This is a genomic window from Pseudomonas sp. No.117, assembly GCF_054558395.1.
This window is the reverse complement of record NZ_BAAJNP010000005.1, coordinates 230,646-248,322: the sequence shown is the minus strand read 5'-3', so window position 1 is coordinate 248,322 and position 17,677 is coordinate 230,646. Positions and strand designations below refer to the sequence as shown.

General features: G+C 65.6%; 18 protein-coding genes, 3 tRNA genes and 1 pseudogene. 12 read left to right on the top strand and 10 right to left on the bottom strand.

Annotated features, from left to right (window positions below; genetic code table 11):
• Positions 1–30 precede the first annotated feature (30 nt).
• The 3 genes from minE to minC form a co-directional block, all read right to left on the bottom strand.
• A complete protein-coding gene (gene minE / locus ACYJP6_RS13930) occupies positions 31–285 on the bottom strand; it encodes a cell division topological specificity factor MinE (RefSeq protein ID WP_007162175.1) in 255 nt (84 codons plus the stop codon).
• Positions 282–1,100 carry a septum site-determining protein MinD gene (gene minD / locus ACYJP6_RS13925; protein WP_027597673.1) on the bottom strand — a complete coding sequence of 273 codons (819 nt, stop codon included), beginning with the start codon at positions 1,098–1,100 and terminating at the stop codon, positions 282–284. Before minD ends, minE begins: the two co-directional genes overlap by 4 nt.
• 134 nt (positions 1,101–1,234) lie before the next feature.
• Entirely contained in the window at positions 1,235–1,981 is a 747-nt protein-coding gene (gene minC, locus ACYJP6_RS13920; protein WP_459475592.1) for a septum site-determining protein MinC, read from the bottom strand.
• A gap of 151 nt (positions 1,982–2,132) precedes the next feature.
• Here minC and ACYJP6_RS13915 point away from each other — a divergent pair, with 151 nt between their 5' ends.
• Positions 2,133–3,068 carry a lipid A biosynthesis lauroyl acyltransferase gene (locus tag ACYJP6_RS13915; protein WP_459475591.1) on the top strand — a complete coding sequence of 312 codons (936 nt, stop codon included), beginning with the start codon at positions 2,133–2,135 and terminating at the stop codon, positions 3,066–3,068.
• Complete coding sequence (locus tag ACYJP6_RS13910) at positions 3,069–4,205, top strand: patatin-like phospholipase family protein (protein WP_459475590.1); 1,137 nt, start codon at positions 3,069–3,071, stop codon at positions 4,203–4,205.
• A gap of 3 nt (positions 4,206–4,208) precedes the next feature.
• Here the strand turns inward: ACYJP6_RS13910 and ACYJP6_RS13905 are convergent, their stop codons facing one another.
• The gene (locus ACYJP6_RS13905) at positions 4,209–4,925 is read right to left on the bottom strand and encodes an MlaA family lipoprotein (RefSeq protein WP_459475825.1); all 717 of its coding nucleotides are present in this window, start codon (positions 4,923–4,925) and stop codon (positions 4,209–4,211) included.
• Between the two features lie 97 nt (positions 4,926–5,022).
• The gene (locus ACYJP6_RS13900) at positions 5,023–6,333 is read right to left on the bottom strand and encodes an alpha/beta fold hydrolase family protein (RefSeq protein ID WP_459475589.1); all 1,311 of its coding nucleotides are present in this window, start codon (positions 6,331–6,333) and stop codon (positions 5,023–5,025) included.
• 261 nt (positions 6,334–6,594) lie between these two features.
• Between ACYJP6_RS13900 and ACYJP6_RS13895 the strand changes: the two genes are divergently transcribed.
• The gene (locus ACYJP6_RS13895) at positions 6,595–7,446 is read left to right on the top strand and encodes a glycine betaine ABC transporter substrate-binding protein (RefSeq protein WP_459475588.1); all 852 of its coding nucleotides are present in this window, start codon (positions 6,595–6,597) and stop codon (positions 7,444–7,446) included.
• Between the two features lie 189 nt (positions 7,447–7,635).
• Here ACYJP6_RS13895 and folD read toward each other — a convergent pair whose 3' ends face one another.
• Positions 7,636–8,490 carry a bifunctional methylenetetrahydrofolate dehydrogenase/methenyltetrahydrofolate cyclohydrolase FolD gene (folD, locus tag ACYJP6_RS13890; protein ID WP_459475587.1) on the bottom strand — a complete coding sequence of 285 codons (855 nt, stop codon included), beginning with the start codon at positions 8,488–8,490 and terminating at the stop codon, positions 7,636–7,638.
• A 247-nt stretch (positions 8,491–8,737) separates the two neighbouring features.
• On the opposite strand from folD, the gene ACYJP6_RS13885 reads away from it, so the two are divergent.
• From ACYJP6_RS13885 to ACYJP6_RS13875, 3 genes are all read left to right on the top strand, one after another.
• A tRNA-Arg gene (locus tag ACYJP6_RS13885) sits at positions 8,738–8,814 on the top strand.
• A gap of 35 nt (positions 8,815–8,849) precedes the next feature.
• A tRNA-His gene (locus ACYJP6_RS13880) sits at positions 8,850–8,925 on the top strand.
• A 51-nt stretch (positions 8,926–8,976) separates the two neighbouring features.
• Positions 8,977–9,061, top strand: a tRNA-Leu gene (locus tag ACYJP6_RS13875).
• A gap of 109 nt (positions 9,062–9,170) precedes the next feature.
• On the opposite strand, the gene ACYJP6_RS13870 is transcribed toward ACYJP6_RS13875, so the two are convergent.
• The 3 genes from ACYJP6_RS13870 to ACYJP6_RS13860 form a co-directional block, all read right to left on the bottom strand.
• Positions 9,171–9,371: a hypothetical protein gene (locus tag ACYJP6_RS13870; protein WP_459475586.1), complete on the bottom strand. Its 201-nt coding sequence runs from the start codon at positions 9,369–9,371 to the stop codon at positions 9,171–9,173.
• 180 nt (positions 9,372–9,551) lie between these two features.
• Positions 9,552–9,680, bottom strand: coding sequence for a hypothetical protein (locus ACYJP6_RS13865; RefSeq protein ID WP_459475585.1), 129 nt, complete (start codon positions 9,678–9,680; stop codon positions 9,552–9,554).
• Between the two features lie 89 nt (positions 9,681–9,769).
• The gene (locus tag ACYJP6_RS13860; RefSeq protein ID WP_459475584.1) at positions 9,770–9,973 is read right to left on the bottom strand and encodes a hypothetical protein; all 204 of its coding nucleotides are present in this window, start codon (positions 9,971–9,973) and stop codon (positions 9,770–9,772) included.
• 162 nt (positions 9,974–10,135) lie between these two features.
• Here ACYJP6_RS13860 and ACYJP6_RS13855 point away from each other — a divergent pair, with 162 nt between their 5' ends.
• From ACYJP6_RS13855 to ACYJP6_RS13830, 6 genes and pseudogenes are all read left to right on the top strand, one after another.
• On the top strand, positions 10,136–10,498 hold the full coding sequence (locus tag ACYJP6_RS13855) for a hypothetical protein (RefSeq protein ID WP_459475583.1): 363 nt from the start codon (positions 10,136–10,138) through the stop codon (positions 10,496–10,498).
• A 118-nt stretch (positions 10,499–10,616) separates the two neighbouring features.
• Positions 10,617–11,402: a sulfite exporter TauE/SafE family protein gene (locus ACYJP6_RS13850; RefSeq protein ID WP_459475582.1), complete on the top strand. Its 786-nt coding sequence runs from the start codon at positions 10,617–10,619 to the stop codon at positions 11,400–11,402.
• A 145-nt stretch (positions 11,403–11,547) separates the two neighbouring features.
• A complete protein-coding gene (locus ACYJP6_RS13845; RefSeq protein ID WP_459475581.1) occupies positions 11,548–14,022 on the top strand; it encodes a methyl-accepting chemotaxis protein in 2,475 nt (824 codons plus the stop codon).
• A complete protein-coding gene (locus tag ACYJP6_RS13840) occupies positions 14,019–15,491 on the top strand; it encodes a chemotaxis protein CheW (protein ID WP_459475580.1) in 1,473 nt (490 codons plus the stop codon). Before ACYJP6_RS13845 ends, ACYJP6_RS13840 begins: the two co-directional genes overlap by 4 nt.
• A 261-nt stretch (positions 15,492–15,752) precedes the next feature.
• A pseudogene (locus ACYJP6_RS13835) lies at positions 15,753–16,523 on the top strand (PAS domain-containing protein); the annotation flags it as partial.
• A gap of 18 nt (positions 16,524–16,541) precedes the next feature.
• Positions 16,542–17,066 carry a methyl-accepting chemotaxis protein gene (locus tag ACYJP6_RS13830; RefSeq protein WP_459475824.1) on the top strand — a complete coding sequence of 175 codons (525 nt, stop codon included), beginning with the start codon at positions 16,542–16,544 and terminating at the stop codon, positions 17,064–17,066.
• On the opposite strand, the gene ACYJP6_RS13825 is transcribed toward ACYJP6_RS13830, so the two are convergent.
• The gene (locus ACYJP6_RS13825) at positions 17,063–17,674 is read right to left on the bottom strand and encodes a histidine phosphatase family protein (protein ID WP_459475578.1); all 612 of its coding nucleotides are present in this window, start codon (positions 17,672–17,674) and stop codon (positions 17,063–17,065) included. The two genes, ACYJP6_RS13830 and ACYJP6_RS13825, sit on opposite strands and share 4 nt — an antisense overlap.
• Positions 17,675–17,677: the final 3 nt, after the last annotated feature.

Sequence of the window (17,677 nt, the reverse complement as noted above, 5' to 3'; positions counted from 1 at the left end):
TGGGGCCGCCGCTGTCCTGCGCGATTCGCCTCAGCGGTCGGGCAGGGTGATGTTGAGTTCCAGAATGGAGCAGCTGCCCTGGTTTTCCAATTCCACCTGGATCTGGTCCTGCTCGATGGGCACGTACTTGCGGATCACTTCCAGCAGGTCCTTCTGCAACTGCGGCAGATAGTCCGGCTGCTCGTGGCGACCCCGTTCGTGGGCCACGATGATCTGTAGCCGTTCCTTGGCTATCGAAGCGCTGTTCTGCTTCTTCCGATCGCGAAAGAAGTCGAAGATGCTCATTCGCCACCACCCCCGAACAGACGTTGCAGGAAGCCTTTCTTCTTCACGTCGAGGAAGCGATAGGCCACTTCCTTGCCGAGCAGTCGCTCCACGGTATCACTGTAGGCCTGACCGGCATCGCTCTGTTCGTCGAGAATCACCGGAATGCCCTGGTTCGAGGCCTTGAGCACCGCCTGGGATTCGGGGATCACGCCGAGCAGGCGGATGGACAGGATCTCTTCCACGTCCTCGACGCCGAGCATTTCGCCCTTGGTGACGCGCTCGGGGTTGTAGCGGGTCAGCAGCAGGTGCTCCTTGATGGCTTCCTCGCCCTTTTCGGCGCGGCGCGACTTGCTGGCCAGCAGGCCGAGCATGCGGTCGGAGTCCCGCACCGAGGAGACTTCGGGGTTGGTCACCACGATGGCCTCGTCGGCGAAGTACATCGCCAGGTGGGCACCCTTTTCGATCCCGGCCGGGGAGTCGCAGACGATGAAGTCGAAGGTCTGCTTGAGTTCGTTGATCACGCGCTCGACGCCGTCCTGGGTCAGGGCGTCCTTGTCGCGGGTCTGGCTGGCGGCCAGTACGAAGAGGTTCTCGAGACGCTTGTCCTTGATCAGGGCCTGGGTCAGGGTCGCCTCGTTGTTGATCACGTTGACGAAGTCGTACACCACCCGGCGCTCGCAGCCCATGATCAGGTCGAGGTTACGCAGGCCGACGTCGAAGTCGACGATGACGGTCTTGTGTCCGCGCAGGGCGAGACCGGTACCAATGGCGGCGCTGCTGGTGGTCTTGCCGACGCCGCCCTTGCCGGAGGTGACTACGAGTACTTTGGCCAAACTGATTCACCTTGATCGAAAGTAATAACTGAAACGACTCGACGCCCTCGATGACGAGATTGCAGGCGTGTTCGCGCTTCGTTCGAGCCTTGGCGGCGCATCCGCCAATTGCGAAAAATTCGCGGAAGTATCCGTTAAAGGCGGGTGATGTTCAACACATCTCCCACCAAACTGACCTGTACCGGATTGCCCCACTGTGGATGGCGTCGCAGGTCCTCGGCGACCTTGTACTGGCCGGCGATGGAGAGCAGCTCCGCGGTCAGCTGCTGGCAGAAGATCCGCGCTTTAGTATCACCTTTGACGCCGGCCAGGGCCCGGCCGCGCATGGGGCCGTAGACATGGATGTTGCCATCGGCGAGCAGCTCGGCACCTGGGCTGACCGGCGCCAGCACCACCAGATCGCCCGCCGGGGCATAGAGCTGCACCCCGCCGCGCACCGGTGCGGTGATGATCTTGGTGGGATTGATCGCCGGCGCGGCCGGCTTGGGCGGCTCCACCGGCTTGGCCGGCTCGCGGTCGCGCGGCTCGACCTGGCGCTCGCGGCCGCCGGAGCTGGGCGGCAGGATCGGCAGGTCGTAGTCGTTGGCGGCTGCCAGGTCGGAACTGCGACTGGCGCGCAGGGCGAGGGTGCGCAGGCCGTGGCGACGGCAGAGGTCGAGGAGGGCGCCCAGGTCGAGCGGGCCGGCGTCGTCGCCGAGCTTGTCCAGGCCCAGTACCAGGGGCGTTTCCTGGAAGAAGTTGGGGGCCTGGGCGACCTTCTGGGCCAGTTGCCGGTCCAGGCGCCCCAGGTCATTGCGGAGAAGCTCCAGCACGGTCACGGCGAGCATGTTGCCCTTGAGCTGGAAGACGGAGTCGCTTTCGGAAGGATCGGCTGCGGTCATGGTGGGTACTTGTGCTTGGATGGCGGGACTTATAGCGGGATGCCTCGCGTGTCGCAACCCTCACCGGGCGATCCGGGTCGCGACTGTGAAGGCTACGGGAAAACGGCGCGAGGCCTGTAGAATGGCGCGACTTTTTCATGCAGGAGTTCCGATGGAGCGGCCGTCTTTCCGCCTCGCCTTTCTCAATCCACGTTATTGGCCGCTCTGGCTGGGGCTCGCGCTGCTCTGGCTGCTGGTGCAACTGCCCTACGCCATGCTGCTGCGTCTCGCCCAGGGGCTCGGCTGGATCTTCTATCACGTCGCCACCCAGCGCCGGGCCATCGCCCGCCGCAACCTGGAACTCTGCTTTCCCCAGCTGGACGAGCGGGCGCGCGACCGCCTGCTGCGGCGCAACTTCGCCAGCAGCGGCATGGCCCTGCTGGAGATGGCCATGAGTTGGTGGTGGCCGCGCGAACGCCTGGCCCGCCTGGCCCATATCGAGGGCCTCGAGCACCTGCAGGCCGCCCAGCGCGATGGCCAGGGCGTGATCCTCATGGCGCTGCATTTCACGACCCTGGAAATCGGCGCGGCGCTGCTCGGCCAGCGGCATACCATCGACGGCATGTACCGCGAGCACAAGAACCCGGTCTTCGACTTCATCCAGCGTCGCGGTCGTGAGCGCCACAACCTGGACGCCACCGCCATCGAGCGCGAGGACGTACGGGCCATGCTCAAGGTGCTGCGCGCCGGACGCGCCATCTGGTATGCCCCCGATCAGGACTACGGCGCCAAGCAGAGCCTCTTCGTGCCACTGTTCGGCATCCCCGCCGCCACCGTGACGGCTACCACCAAGTTCGCCCGCCTGGGCCGCGCGCGGGTGCTGCCCTTCACCCAGGAACGACTGGCGGATGGCTCGGGCTACCGGCTAGTGATCCATCCGCCGCTGGCCGACTTTCCCGGCGAGAGCGAGGAGGCCGATTGCCGGCGCATCAATCGCTGGGTCGAGCAGTGCGTCAGCCAGTTGCCGGAGCAGTACCTCTGGGCGCACCGGCGCTTCAAGACCCGTCCGCCCGGCGAGCCCAAGCTCTATCCGAAGAAGAGGGGCTAGATGAGCAGGGCGTCCGAGCGGCTTACGGGGCTGATCCTGGCCGGTGGCGGCGCCCGTGCGGCCTATCAGGTCGGGGTGCTGCAGGTGGTGGCGGACACCCTGGCGGTGCGCTCCGAGAACCCCTTTCCCATCCTGGTCGGCACCTCCGCCGGCGCACTCAATGCCGCGGTGCTGGGCTGCGGCGCCCTCGACTTCGGTCGCGCGGTGGGTCGCCTGGCAGCGGTGTGGTCAGGGCTGGAAACCGCGATGATCTATCGCAGCGACTGGGCCGGCGCGACACGGCAGGCCGCGCGCTTCGGTCTGCAGACGCTATTCGGTGCCTGGCGCCAGGAGCCGCTGGCGCTGCTCGACAACGCGCCCTTGCGCGCCCTGCTTACCCGCGAGCTGGACTTCTCCGGGATCACGGCGGCCTTGCGCCAGCGCGCCTTGCGGGCGGTGGCGGTCACCGCCTTCGGCTATGCCTCCGGGCAGGCGATGACCTTCTACCAGAGCCAGGGTGCACTGGATCCCTGGTTCCGTCACCGCCGGGTCGGCGTCCCGGCGCGCCTGGCGGTCGACCATCTCCTGGCCAGTACCGCCATTCCACTGTTCTTTCCACCGGTGAAGGTCGGTCGCGAGTACCTGGGCGATGGCTCGGTCAGGCAGACGGCGCCCATCAGTCCGGCACTGCACCTGGGGGCGGAGCGGATCCTGGTGATAGGGCTGGGGGCGCCCGGGGGCAACGAGCAGCGGCAACCGGCACGGCCTCCCAGCGTGGCCCAGATCGGCGGCCACCTGCTCAACAGCACCTTCGTCGATGCCCTGGACAGCGATACCGAAACCCTGCGCCGGCTCAACCTGTTGAGCAGTGCCCTCCCGGCAGGCGATCCGGTCAGCGGACGCCTCTGCCGTCCGGTGGAGATGCTGGTCATCTCGCCGAGCCAGCCCCTGGCGGACATCGCCACCCGCCATCGCCACCGCCTGCCGGCGGCGTTGCGGCAACTGCTGCGGGGTGTCGGGGTGAACCGGCCTTCGGGCAGTGCCCTGCTCAGCTATCTGCTGTTCGAATCCGCCTATTGCCAGGAGCTCATGGCGCTGGGCAGGGCCGACGCCCAGGCACGCCTGCCTGAGCTTCGGGCCTTCCTGGCCAACGCCTGAGCCTTACTCGGCGATCTGCAGTTCGCGGGCCTTGGTGTAGAAGTAGCGGATCTTCTCGTACTCGAACGGCGAGTTGAGCTGGCCGTATCTCATGTCGGTGACATAGCGCAGGTTGATGCCGCGCAGCACGATGATCTCCGGATGGCGGCTGCTCTCGTCACTGACGTTGAGGAAGTTCACCTGGCTCTCGGCCGCGAAGTCCACCGCCAGGCCGCCGGTGTCACGCAGGTTCGACGGGCCGAGGACCGGCAGCATCAGGAAGGGACCATCGCCCACACCATAGAAGCCGAGGGTCTGGCCGAAGTCTTCCGGTTGCTTGATCAGGCCCACCCGGGTCGCCGGGTCCCATAGGCCGAACACCCCGATGGTGGTGTTGAGCAGCAGCCGGCCGGTGGTGTCCAGGGCGCGCCGGCCCTTGAACTGCAGCAGGCTGTTCAGCAGGTTGTTGACGTCGCCCAGGTTGCTGAAGAAGTTGCTCACGCCGGAGCGGACGAAGCGTGGCGTGATCCAGCGGTAGCCATTGACCACCGGCAGCAGCACCCATTCGTCCAGGCGATAGTTGAAGTGATAGACGTGACGGTTCCAGGATTCAAACGGATCGTAGACGTCCAGGGCGACCAGGGAGGCCCGTTCGAATTCGCGCTGGTCCAACCCCGGGTTGTACTTGAGGGTCGACAGCGGATTGCTGAAACCGTCGGCCCCGACCGGCGCCGCCGGCATGGTGTCCGAGCCGATGGTCAGGCTGGAGGAGGGCGGTGGGCTCGACTCGGCAGCGAACACCGAGGCACTGGCCAGCAGGAGGAGAGCGAGCAGGGACTTAACCACGGGCGAAGAACTCCAGCATGGCGTTCGCGTTGACGCGGTAGTTGAGATTGCCGCAATGGCCGCCATGGGGATAGACGGTCAAGCGATCGCCGAAGGTCTTGCGCAGGAAGCCGAGGTCACCCGGGCCGAGGATGATGTCGTCGGCATTGTGCATGACACCGATCTTGGGGCTGCTCTTGAGGTAGTCCTCGAGGGCGGTGAGGCTGGACTTGCGCGCCAGGTCGTCGAGATTCTGCCCCTTGAACTTCTTCTGCCAGAACGGCATGACCTGCTCGGTCATGTAGCAGTCGAAATCGCATTGCAGGGAGCGGGCGAAGAAACGCGTCAGGCTGGTGCCCTCGGTGATCGGATAGGTCGGCGGGGTGATCAGGCCGCGGCGGTTGATCAGGTCGGAGGTGAAGGCGATGTCCGCCGCCGAGAAGCGGAAGGACGAGCCGATCAGCATGGCCAGTTCTTCGTTGCTCAGGCGTTCCGGCGAGCGCTGGAAGTCACGCACCACGGCATCGTTGAAGTCGACGTAGCCCTTCTCCTGGAAGTAGCGGGTCAGCTTCGAGAGGATGAGTTCGTAGAAGGTGCGGTTGTTGGTGACGCCTTTCACCTCGGTCTGCACCAGGCGATCCAGGTTGCGCACCGAGGTCAGCAGGTTGACCGGCGGATTCACCATCAAGACCTTCTTGAAGTTGAAGCTGCGCTCGCTCTCGTCGAGGTAGGAGACGAAGGCCGCATCCAGGCCGCCCAGGCTGTAGCCGGTCAGGTAGTAGTCGGTGACCGGCAGCTTGGGATGCTGGGCGCGTACCGCCTGCATGGCGCGGTAGAGGTCCTCGGCGTCGTGCGGGGTATAGCCCGGGGTGGCCGTCCGTGAGACGGACACCATGAAGTCCCAGCTGGTGGGCGAGGACAGCTGCACCACGTGATAGCCGGCCGCGTAGTACAGCCGCTTAAGGTATTCCTGGGTGCTGGAGGAATAGTTGGCCCCCGTCCCGGCGATCAGGAAGATCAGCGGCGCCGGGTGGTCCTGGCGGGCCAGGCGGTAGTGGAATTTCTTCACCGGCCAGAAGTTGCCGGGCAGCTGGTATTCCCGCTCCGGACGCAGGTTGAGGCTGTAGTCGTCCTGGTCGATGGTGCTTTCGGGCGGCAGTTCCGGCCGGAATTTTTCCGGCGTGGTGACGATGGTCGCCTCGAACGGATTGACCAGGGGATAGCCGTAGGTGGCGGCATCCACTTCGGCTGCCGCCTGCGCGGTGCCATAGAGGCTGGAAAACAGCGCGCCCAGCAGGGCGGCGACGCGCAAGGGAAGACGCATGGACAGAGTCCTTTCAGAGGGCTGAGAGCGAAGGTAAGACAACGGGCCTTCGAGAGGTTGCATCGATACTCGCAGCTTTCTGCGAGGCGTCGATTACAGAGCGGTCCGAGGGCTGCGTCAAGGACAACCGTTGTCGCGAAAAGTGCGGTTGTTGTCGCTAACCGGTCGCTATGCGTCGCGCAGACGGTAGTGGCCATCTTGCATTGCCCGAATGATGGGCGCGGGGCAACCGCCCGAATTCCATAGCGAGAGGACTGCTGCATGAGCATGGTGAAGAAACTGTTGGGAATAGGACTCGGTGTCGCGCTCACCACGGCCATGGGTCTGGCTCAGGCGGCCAAGCCCGAGATCACCATCGGCTACGTCGATGGCTGGGCCGATAGCGTGGCAACGACCCATACCGCAGCTGAAGTGATCCGCCAGAGCCTGGGATACGAGGTGAAGCTCATGCCGGTCGCCGCCGGCATCATGTGGCAGGGGGTCGCCCGCGGTAAGCTCGACGCCATGCTCTCCGCCTGGCTGCCGGTCACCCACGGCGCCTACTACGAGAAGATGAAGGACCAGGTGGTCGACCTGAACGTCAACACCCCTGACGCCAAGATCGGCCTCATCGTGCCCGAGTACGTCAAGGCCAACAGCATCGCCGACCTGCAGGCGCAGAAGGCCGACTTCGGCGGCCGCATCGTCGGTATCGATGCCGGCGCCGGCGTCATGCTCAAGGCCGACCAGGCGATCAAGGACTACGGCCTGGACTACAAGCTGGTGGCCAGTTCGGGTAGCGGCATGATCGCCGAGCTGACCCGCGCCGAGAAGGACCAGAAGCCGGTGGTGGTGACCGGCTGGGTGCCGCACTGGATGTTCGCCAAGTGGAAGCTCAAGTTCCTCGAGGATCCCAAGGGTGTGTTCGGCGGCTCCGAGCACGTGGACACCGTGGCCAATCCGGCCCTGGAAGCCAAGGCCAAGCCGGTCTGGGATTTCCTGAAGAAGTTCGCCTGGCAGCCCGGTGAGGTGAACGAGGTGATGCTGGCCGTGGAAGAAGGCCAGAAGCCGGAAGAAGCCGCCAAGGCCTGGATCGCCAAGCACCCGGATCGCGTGAAGTCCTGGTTGCCCTGATCCTCGCCGAATGGACGACGGGCCCCGCGGGGCCCGTTTTCTTGACAACGGTTCACGCTGTGCCGAGCGTCGACCAACCGGCATCGAAAGCGCGGGGAGCTGCTCGTTCGTCACCGGTACAGGGCGTTTGCTCAGGCGTTCTAGCGGGGCCGCCCAGGTCCTTTAGGGCGCTGGCTCGCGAATGACTGCCTAGCCGTGCAACTGCTCGGCGGCGTACAGGGTGTTCTCCAGCAGGCAGGCCCGCGTCATGGGACCGACTCCGCCAGGAACCGGGGTGATCCAGCTCGCGCGCTCACGGGCACTGTCGTATTCCACATCGCCGACCAGCCGGCCATCGGCCTGGCGGTTGATGCCGACGTCGATGACGATGGCGCCCGGCTTGATCCATTCGCCCTTGACCAGCCCGGGCTTGCCGACCGCGACCACCACCAGGTCGGCCTGGCGCACATGGTGTTCGAGCGAGCGGGTGAATCTGTGGGTGACCGTGGCGGTGCAGCCCGCCAGCAGCAGTTCCAGGGCCATGGGGCGGCCGACGATGTTGGAGGCGCCGACCACGACTGCATCCAGGCCATAGAGATCGACCCCGGTGCTGTGCAGCAGGGTCATGATGCCCTTGGGGGTACAGGGGCGCAGTTGCGGATTGCGCTGCGCCAGGCGACCCAGGTTATAGGGATGGAAGCCGTCCACGTCCTTGTCGGTGCGGATGCGTTCGAGCAACTGGGTGGCATCCAGGTGCGCGGGTAGGGGCAGCTGCAGGAGGATGCCATCGACGCTCGGGTCGTCGTTCAGGCGATCGATGAGGGCTTCCAGCTCGGCCTGGCCGGTGCTGGCGGGCAGGTCGTGCGCATAGGAGTCGAAGCCGACCTCCTCGCAGTCCTTGCGCTTGTGAGCCACATAGACCCGCGAGGCGGGATCGTCGCCGACCAGGATGACGGCGAGGCCAGGGGCGCGCAGTCCGGCGCTACGACGTTGAGAGACTCGCTGGGCAATATCCTGGCGCAGGCGGGCGGCAATGGACTTGCCGTCGATCAGTTGGGCGGTCATGGGCGATTTCTGGTGGTGACGGAAATAAGGTCGGGTATTTTCGCATGGACGGGCCCACTGGCAACAGCGACGGCTCGGCGGCGGCTAACTCATTCTTCTGCTTAAAAATTTTTTTAAAAATCTGTTGACGGCCCGGCGGTGGCTTTATAAGATTCGCCCCGCTTGCCGAGCACAGCCCAAGTCACTGACAAGGGCCAGGCAAGGGACTTCTCACCAAGGACGTCTCTGCCAGGGCAGCTGCCGAAAGGCGCCCGTAGCTCAGCTGGATAGAGCATCCGCCTTCTAAGCGGATGGTCGCAGGTTCGAGTCCTGCCGGGCGCGCCATTGGCGGTTCGGCGACGGCAAGCAAGCAAGATATGGTGGGCGTAGCTCAGTTGGTAGAGCACAGGATTGTGGCTCCTGGTGTCGTGGGTTCGATTCCCATCGTCCACCCCATATTCAGCGAACGCCAGACCTCGTGTCTGGCGTTCGTCTTTTAAGCGTCTCGCGGACGTGGTGGAATTGGTAGACACACCAGATTTAGGTTCTGGCGCCGCAAGGTGTGAGAGTTCGAGTCTCTCCGTCCGCACCAATCAAGCTGCACAGCAAGGAACCGGCCTAGGCCGGTTTTTTTGTGCCTGCGAGAAGGCGAGCGCCGGTCGGTTCCAGCGCAATGCGGCGTCCTGGGCACGGCTGACGCGCTAGTGAAGGCACCGCACTACCGGGGCGAAGAGGGCGCAGGCGCCCAGCAAGGCGAGGCCCAGCAGCTGCCTGGCGGATCCTCGATGGCCGTCGCTGCCGGGGTTCTGGCGGCAAGGTGGCACCGGCGAACCGGTCTTCGCCAGCGGCTGCGACCGGGGTGGCTCGAACAGGGTGATCGAACGGGTCAGTTGGGTTCGCATGATTCGGCCTCTCGATGTGTGCGCTAATCATTATTGCGACTATCAAAGAGTAGCCGGGTCTGCCGGTAATGCAAGTCCGCGGTGAAAGGCGCCTGTCACTGGCGATCCTGGGGCTTTCACCCATAGGGATTGCCTGCTGGGTTCAGCGAGGGGCAGGAGGGGTGAGGGAGGACCCGGCGGTCAATTGAGCGTCTCGGCCAGCAGGAAGAGGGCGCCGCCGATGGCTCCGCTACCGAGCAGTACCAGGCTCATCAAGGCGCCGCCCACCAGCTGGGCGATGTCGTCGCTGATTTCGTAATCCGTTTTCATGGCGAATCTCTGGAGCGGGATGCCTTCATGGATACCAAGGCTGGGTTACAGCACGACGACGGCGAGAACCGCAGCGGCCGTCGTTGCGCTCAACTGGTCGCCCAGGTCAGCCACAGGGTCTGCTCTTCGCTGAGCTGGCCGACCTCGCGCAGCGCCCGTTCGAGATCCTCTCGGACCCGGCGTTTCAGCTCGACATTGAGATCACCTTGGCCACTGGCGGCCAATTGATCGGCGAGCGAGAGATCCGCGGCGAGTTGGCGCATTCGAGGGGCGGTGAAATCCTTCTGCTGCATGGGCCACTCCTGTCTCCTGATGGAGGCGAGTGTGGCACGGGCGCCTTGGACTGAACACAGGCCTGATGACTATTGTCTGACGTGATTGGTCAAAACTCGGACCCCCGGCATTCTTTGCCGGTTGCGGCCGGGAATGCACGTTTACCAAGGGAAGCATGGATCATGAGTGGGAAGTCGACGCGCAAGCTGCTGCTGTTGAGTGTGGGGTTCGGTGTCCTGGTGCTGGCGGCCGTGGCGACTACCCACAAGAGTGATTCGACCAGCAGCGAGCCTGCCGTGGTGGCGACCACGACGCCGCCGGTGGCCGCCCATGCACCGACCACGGGGACCCATGCGGCGGCCGACGAGCACAAGCAGGATCTGCAGAGCTTTCTCGCCGAGGCGGCGCCCGGTCCCTGCGGCGCCGCGATACCCGCGACCATCACCGATCCCGCTTGCCACGAGGCCATCGAGGGCCTTGCGCGGCGCGCCGGCTACCCTCAGGAGGAGGTCATGGCCTACCTGGAGGCCCACCGGGCGCGGTGAGGTCAGCGTCCCAGCGCTTCTGGTTATAAGCAAAGACCCTTTCAATATATGACGGCATAAACGGAGTCGCTATCCTGTGCGGCCGCTAGATGAGCCGACCACGGCAATTGGGGCTGTAATGGATGTAGGGGTGACAGGCTTCGTAATCGCGGGGCTGGTAGTGGGTTTCATCGTCGGCATGACCGGCGTCGGTGGGGGATCGCTGATGACGCCCATCCTGCTCTGGTTCGGGATCAATCCCGCGGCGGCGGTCGGCACCGACCTGCTTTACGCCGCCATCACCAAGGCCGGTGGCGTCTTCGTCCACCAGCGCAATCGCAACATCGACTGGAAGGTGACCGGCTGGCTGGCCGCGGGTAGCGTGCCTGCCGCCGCCCTGACGTTGCTCGCCCTGGCCCTGCTCCCGGGGGATCAACACGCCACCAATGCCCTGATCAAGCATGCCCTGGGAACGGTGCTGCTGCTGACCGCCCTGGCGATCCTGTTCAAGCGGCAGATCTTCGCCTTCGCCAGTCGCCATGCCGGCGACGGCTTCCATCTCAGTTCCGCGCGGCTCAATGCCCTGACGGTGCTGACTGGCGCGGTGCTGGGCTTCATGGTGACCCTGACCTCCATCGGCGCCGGGGCGCTGGGGACGGTGGCCCTGTTCCTGCTCTATCCGTTGCTGGCGACCCGTCGCCTGGTGGGCACCGAGATCGCCCACGCCGTACCCCTGACCCTGGTGGCCGGCCTGGGCCACGCCGGGCTGGGCAATCTCGATTGGCACGTGCTGGGCTACCTGCTGCTGGGGTCGCTGCCGGGCATCTTCCTGGGCAGTCATCTGTCCGGCCGGGTACCGGAAGGTGTTCTGCGACCCTGCCTCGCCGTCATGCTAGTGGTAATCGGCGCCAAGCTGGTGATCTGAGCCGGCCGTCCCCGGCAAAGCGCCGCTGATCAGGCGGCGCCTGAGCATTCACGGATGCTGAACAGTTCCAGGGTACTGGTGGCTAAATTTGTTATCGCAATTGCCGATAACTTGGCCACGAGTCCCCCGCCCCCTGGAGCTGCCCATGTTTCCCTCCGCCGCCGAGCCTGTCGCTGTCGATGAAGCCTCCGCCTATCTAGCCCTGCGCCAGGCGCTGGACCGCTCCCTGGCGGTGATCGAATTCGATCTGCAGGGCAATGTGCTGCAGGCCAACGACAACTTCCTGGAGACCTTCGGCTATGGCCTGGACGAGGTCCGGGGCCGGCATCACCGCCTGTTCTGCCCGCCGGCGATAGCGGAAAGCGAGGACTACCAGGCGTTCTGGCAAGCCTTGGGGCGTGGCGAGTTCCACAGTGGCGTCTATCGGCGGCGGCGCAAGGACGGCAGCCTGGTCTGGATCCGCGCCACCTACAACCCCCTGCTGGACGCCGAGGGCAAGCCGCAGCGCATCATCAAGTTCGCCACCGACATCACCGAGAGTCGCCTGCAGGCGGTGGAGTACGAGGGCAAGATCGCCGCGATCCAGCGGGCTCAGGCAGTGATCGAATTCGATCTGCAGGGCAACGTGCTCTGGGCCAACGACAACTTCCTCGCCATGACCGGCTATGCGTTGGACGAGGTGCGCGGGCGTCACCACAGCCTGATGTGCCCGTCCGACTACGCCCGTTCGCCGGAATACGCCCTGCTATGGAATCGTCTGGGCCAGGGCAAGTTCGATTCCGGGGTCTACAAGCGGATCCGGCGCGATGGCCGGCCGATCTGGATCCAGGCCACCTACAACCCCATCCTCGACAGCGACGGCAAGCCGTACAAGGTGGTGAAATTCGCCACCGACGTGACCGATGCGCAACTCCAGTCAGCGGAATTCCAGGGCAAGATGGCCGCCATCGACCGCGCCCAGGCGGTGATCGAATTCGATCTGCACGGTACCATCCTCGATGCCAACGAGAACTTCCTGTCCGCCCTCGGCTACAGCCTGGAAGAGGTCCGCGGCAAGCATCACCGGATCTTCTGCGAGCCCGACTACGCCCGTTCGCCGGCCTATCGCCTGTTCTGGGAAAAGCTCGGCCGCGGCGACTTCGACACCGGCCTGTACAAGCGGCGCGCCAGCGACGGGCGCCAGGTGTGGATCCAGGCCACCTACAACCCCATCCTCGATGCCGAGGGCCATCCCTACAAGGTGGTCAAGTTCGCCAGCGACGTGACCGAGAGCCAGCTGCGCAACAGCGACTACGAAGGCAAGGTCGCGGCCATCGACAGGTCCCAGGCTATCGTCGAGTTCTCCCTCGATGGCACGGTGCTCACCGCCAACCGCAACTTCCTGCTGGCGCTGGGCTACCAGGCCGACGAGGTGGTGGGCAAGCACCACCGCATCTTCTGTCCCGACGACTATGCCCGCTCGGCCGAGTACCGGTTGTTCTGGGATAAGCTCGGCCGCGGCGAATTCGATGCCGGGGTCTACAAGCGGCTCAACAGCCGTGGCGAGGAAATCTGGATCCAGGCCACCTACAACCCGATCTTCGACGCCGACGGCAAGCCGTGCAAGGTAGTGAAGTTCGCCGTGGACATCACCGAAAGCCAGACCCGCAACAGCGACTACGCCGGCAAGGTGGCGGCCGTCGACCGCGGCCAGGCGGTGATCGAGTTCGACCTGACCGGCAAGATCCTCGAGGCCAACCGCAACTTCCTGGCCACCCTCGGCTATCGGTTGGAGGAAATTCGCGGCCAGCATCACCGGATCTTCTGCGAGGCCGAGCACGTGTCCTCGGCGGAATACCGCGAATTCTGGGCGCGCCTGGCCCAGGGCGAGGTATTCGGCGGGCGCTTCATGCGGCTGAGCAAGTTCGGCCAGCGCATCTGGATCCAGGCCACCTACAACCCCATCTTCGATGCCGATGGGCAGGTGCACAAGGTGGTCAAGTTCGCCACCGACATCACCCGGCAGGTGGAAACGGAGCAGCATGTCCGGCAGAAGATCGAGCAGATGAACCTCTCGCTGCACGCCCTGACCCGTTCCATCAACCAGATCGCCGAGACCACCGACGACGCTAACCGCATGGCCCGGCGGACCCTGGAGGAGGCCGAGCGCGGCTCCCTCACGCTGAATCGCTCGCTGGAGGCCATCGAAACCATAGGTACCACCGCTGGCGGCATCCAGGACATCGTCCAGGTGATCAGCGATATCGCCAACCAGACCAACATGCTGGCCTTCAACGCTGCCATCGAGGCCGCCCGCGCCGGCGAGCACGGCCTGGGCTTCTCGGTGGTGGCCGACGAGGTACGCAAGCTGGCCGAGAAGTCGTCCCAGGCGACCAAGGAGATCAACAAGCTGATCCTGGAGTCGGTGAAGAGCATCGCCCAGGGCAGCGAGATCTCGCGCAGCGTCGGGGAAGCCTTCGGCATGATCGCCGAAGGGGTCGGCAAGACCCAGAAATCCATCGAGGCCATCAACGGCTCGACCGCCGCGCAGCTCGACGACGCGGCGCGCGTCAACCAGCTCATTCAGGAACTGGACGCGGCGACCACCCTGGCCCCGGTCACTGGGGGGACGCGAGCGTGACCCTGAACCAGGGAGTCGTGCGCATCGGCGAACTGGAAGTCGCCATCGCCGCCCTGGCTTTGGAGCGCGTAGTGGCCTGGCCGGAGCGCCTGGCACGGCATCCGAGCGCGGCCCCCTGGCTGCTCGGCCTCTTCGAATTGGGCGGCCGGCCGCTGCCCCTGATCGACGGACATCGGCTGCTGGGAGTACCTGCGGTCGACACCGAGCGCCGGGTCGCGGTGATTCGCCATGGCGGCGGGCGCTTCGGCCTGAGCATCGATGGGGTGGTGGACATCATCAGCCCTGGGCGCGACGCCATCGTCCAGCTCCAGGGCGCCCCCGGACGGCTGCTGGGGCGCATCCACCTGCAGCCGGAAAAGGGCCGGCTGGTGCATTTCCTCGACCTGGAGGCGCTGGCCGCGCTGCCGGGCTTCGAACTCAGCGCCGAGACCGCGCCGACCCAGGGCGAGGTCGCCACGCCGGGTCGGGAACGGGAACGCCTCTACCTGGTGTTCGAGTGTGACGGCCGCCGCCTGTGCCTGGATGCCGCGGTGGTCCAGGAGCTGGTGGATCGACCCCAGCTCATACCGAGCGACTTTGCCAGCGACAGCTGTCGCTTCCATGTCGCGCTGCGCGGCCAGACGTTGCCGGTGCTGGAGCTGTCTGAGCTGTTGGGGCTCGCCGCGCCGGCAGCTAGCGGCCGTCAGCATCTGCTGGTCCTGGCGGCCGGGGCGCAGGGCGAGTATCGGGTGGCCTTCGGCTTCGAGCGCCTGCTCGGCATGTGGCGACGCGATCCCGCGCAGTGCGCTCCGCTGCTGGGGTTCGGCCTGGCGCAGCCGGAGCTGCTGCGCGGAGTGTTCAGCGAACCCGATGGCGACGCAGCGGTGGTCCTCGACCACGAGGCGCTGGGGCGCCAGGAGGCGGCGGTGGCCTATGCGCGTATCTACCGCACTAATCGGAATCTGCTGGCCGAGCAGCGCCAGCAGGGGCGCCGCCAACCCTGCCTGAGTTTTCTGGCCGGACCGCTGTTCGCCGTACCGCTGGAACAGGTCGCCGAGGTGCTGCCCTTGCCAGCGCGCTACCTGCGCCTGGGGCAATCGGATCCGCGGCTGCTGGGGCTGATGGAGGTACGAGGCCAGCAGATCACCCTGGTCTGCCTGCGCACCCTGGCGGGCGAAACGGTGGCAGAGCCCACCCCTGAGGATCAGGTCATCGTGGTGGCCGGGCAGCGACAACGCCTGGGCTTCGTGGTGCAACGAGTAGAGGCCATAGATACCTTTACCGATTTGCGCGAGGACGCCCTGGCGCGCAGCTGGCAGTTGCCGGACGACGGCGGAGTGGTCCCGGCGCAGCGGGCGCAGAGCTGGGTGGGAATAGGGACGCCGGGAAAGAGCCGGCAGGCGACCCTGATCGACCTGGCCGGACTGGCCAGACGCCTCGAAGGACAGGCCCGCCAGCCCCACCCCGAGCCGGTTGCGGCCCAGGTATAGCCAAGCCGTTCGTCGCCTCGCTGAACGGTAGGGCTGTGCAACCGTGACGCGGGGATCCGGGAGCGACAGAGAAGTCTTACCGAAGCGGCAGGTGCAGGCTAGAGCGCCTTGGCTTTTCCACCGAGGCTCAGACCCGATGCGGGTTAAGGCTGTCTCTGTCGCTCCGCTGCCCGAGGTGCGCCGGTACGCTGATCGGGGTCTTGTCAAGAAATTTCATGGCGCGTCGAACCAGAGAAAGACACAACTTTCCTGGGTGATCCCATGTTCAACTCTTCGCTCAAACGCCGCATTGCCGAACTCGAAGCCGAGCTGGCCGAACACCGGCAGGTCAGCAACGCCTTCCATCAGGATTCGTTGCATTTGCTGCTGGACGCCCAGGGAAGGATCGAGGGTTTCAACGAGAATTTCGCGCTTTGCCTAGGTTACGCGCCTGGCTGTCTGGCCGGCCGGAATCTCGACGACATCATTCCCGACTACGTGAAGTGCCTGGATTGCTACCGTGACCTCAAGCGCAGTTTCAGCGAGGGGCGCCAGATCAGCGGCATCTACCGCCTGCTGCGCGGCACCGGCGGCGTGGCCTGGCTCTATGCGATCTGGACCCCGGTCCGCGATGCCCAGGGGCAGGTCCGGCAGATCCGCTGCTACGCCTACGACCGTACCGAACAGGTGGAAACCTCCACCGAGCATTCGGGCATCATCAATGCGCTGCTGAGATCCACCGCGGTCATCGAATTCAATCTGGCCGGCGAGGTACTCACCGCCAACGAGCGCTTCCTGCAGGGCATGGGCTATTCCCTGGCGCAGCTCGTCGGCAAGCACCATCGGCTGTTCTGCACTCGCGAAGAGGCCGAGTCCGTCGACTATCGTGCCTTCTGGGAGCGATTGAACCGTGGTGACTACGTGGCCGGCCGCTTCAAGCGGATCGACAGCCAGGGCCGCACCGTCTGGCTGGAGGCCTCCTACAACCCGGTCCTCGACACCCGCGGCGAACTCTACAAGGTGATCAAGTTCGCCACCGTCATCACCGAGCAGGTCGAGCAGGAACTGGCCGTGGCCGAAGCTGCCCGTGTCGCCTTCGACATCTCCCAGACCACCGATGAAAGCGCCCGCCAGGGTGCGGCGGTGGTGCAGGACACGGTGGCGGTGATGACTCGCATCGCCGACGAGATCCAGGTCGCCGCCAACGGCATCGAGGATCTCGGCAAGCAGTCGCTGGTGATCAGTGCCATCGTCAAGACCATCAGCGGCATCGCCGAGCAGACCAATCTGCTGGCGCTCAACGCGGCCATCGAGGCCGCCCGGGCCGGCGAGCAGGGGCGTGGCTTCGCCGTGGTGGCGGACGAGGTCCGCCAACTGGCCGGACGCACCAGCAAGGCCACCGAGGAGATCGTCGGGGTGGTACAGCAGAACCAGCAGCTGGCGCAGACCGCGGTCAGCAACATGGCGGCCAGTCGGCAGCAGGCGGAGCAGGGGCTGCAGCTGGCCAGCAACGCCGGTGTACGTATCACCGAGATCCAGGACGGCGCCCGCCAGGTGGTGGGCGCGGTCAGCCAGTTCGCGCGGCGGCTGAGCTAGCGCTCGGCGCCCCAGCCCGCCGCGCTGTACCACTGGTAGCCCTGCGCCGTGAGTTCCAGCCAGCGACCCTGGTGGATGACCAGGCGGGTGGCTTCCTCGGCGCTGGCGAGGCCGGTCGCCACCAGCAGGCTGCGGATCAGGGCGCCGTGGCCGACCAGCAGGGTCGGGCCTTCGAGCCCTTCCAGCAGCGGGCGCACGCGCTCTGCGGCATCCGCGTAGCTTTCGCCATTCGGGACGCGGAAGGTGAAGGGCTCGCGGAGACGCTGGGCGTGCTGTTCGGGATAACGTTGGGCGATGGTGGGCATGTCCAGTCCCTCCCAGTCGCCGAAGGCCTTCTCCGCCAGCCGCGTATCGGTACCCCGGCTGCGTGGGCTGCCGGGGCATTGCGCGAGGATCAGTTCCAGGGTAGCGCTCGCGCGCTGCAGCGGACTGCTCAGGCAGGCGAAGGTGGTGATGTCATACCGCTCGCGCAAGGCGAGACCCAGAGCCTGGCCCTGCGCTCGACCGCGGGCGTTCAGTGGGATGTCCTGGCGACCCTGCAGGCGGCCGCTGGCGTTCCAGTCGGTTTCGCCGTGACGGATCACCAGCAAGGGGTTTGGTAACAGCACAGA

Excerpts from the sequence above, each read along its gene's own strand:
- minE (WP_007162175.1), bottom strand. The coding sequence starts at position 285 with ATGAGCATCTTCGACTTCTTTCGCGATCGGAAGAAGCAGAACAGCGCT.
- minC (WP_459475592.1), bottom strand. The coding sequence starts at position 1,981 with ATGACCGCAGCCGATCCTTCCGAAAGCGACTCCGTCTTCCAGCTCAAG.
- ACYJP6_RS13915 (WP_459475591.1), top strand. The coding sequence starts at position 2,133 with ATGGAGCGGCCGTCTTTCCGCCTCGCCTTTCTCAATCCACGTTATTGG.
- ACYJP6_RS13910 (WP_459475590.1), top strand. The coding sequence starts at position 3,069 with ATGAGCAGGGCGTCCGAGCGGCTTACGGGGCTGATCCTGGCCGGTGGC.
- ACYJP6_RS13905 (WP_459475825.1), bottom strand. The coding sequence starts at position 4,925 with ATGCCGGCGGCGCCGGTCGGGGCCGACGGTTTCAGCAATCCGCTGTCG.
- ACYJP6_RS13900 (WP_459475589.1), bottom strand. The coding sequence starts at position 6,333 with ATGCGTCTTCCCTTGCGCGTCGCCGCCCTGCTGGGCGCGCTGTTTTCC.
- ACYJP6_RS13895 (WP_459475588.1), top strand. The coding sequence starts at position 6,595 with ATGAGCATGGTGAAGAAACTGTTGGGAATAGGACTCGGTGTCGCGCTC.
- folD (WP_459475587.1), bottom strand. The coding sequence starts at position 8,490 with ATGACCGCCCAACTGATCGACGGCAAGTCCATTGCCGCCCGCCTGCGC.
- ACYJP6_RS13870 (WP_459475586.1), bottom strand. The coding sequence starts at position 9,371 with ATGCGAACCCAACTGACCCGTTCGATCACCCTGTTCGAGCCACCCCGG.
- ACYJP6_RS13865 (WP_459475585.1), bottom strand. The coding sequence starts at position 9,680 with ATGAAAACGGATTACGAAATCAGCGACGACATCGCCCAGCTGGTGGGC.
- ACYJP6_RS13860 (WP_459475584.1), bottom strand. The coding sequence starts at position 9,973 with ATGCAGCAGAAGGATTTCACCGCCCCTCGAATGCGCCAACTCGCCGCG.
- ACYJP6_RS13855 (WP_459475583.1), top strand. The coding sequence starts at position 10,136 with ATGAGTGGGAAGTCGACGCGCAAGCTGCTGCTGTTGAGTGTGGGGTTC.
- ACYJP6_RS13850 (WP_459475582.1), top strand. The coding sequence starts at position 10,617 with ATGGATGTAGGGGTGACAGGCTTCGTAATCGCGGGGCTGGTAGTGGGT.
- ACYJP6_RS13845 (WP_459475581.1), top strand. The coding sequence starts at position 11,548 with ATGTTTCCCTCCGCCGCCGAGCCTGTCGCTGTCGATGAAGCCTCCGCC.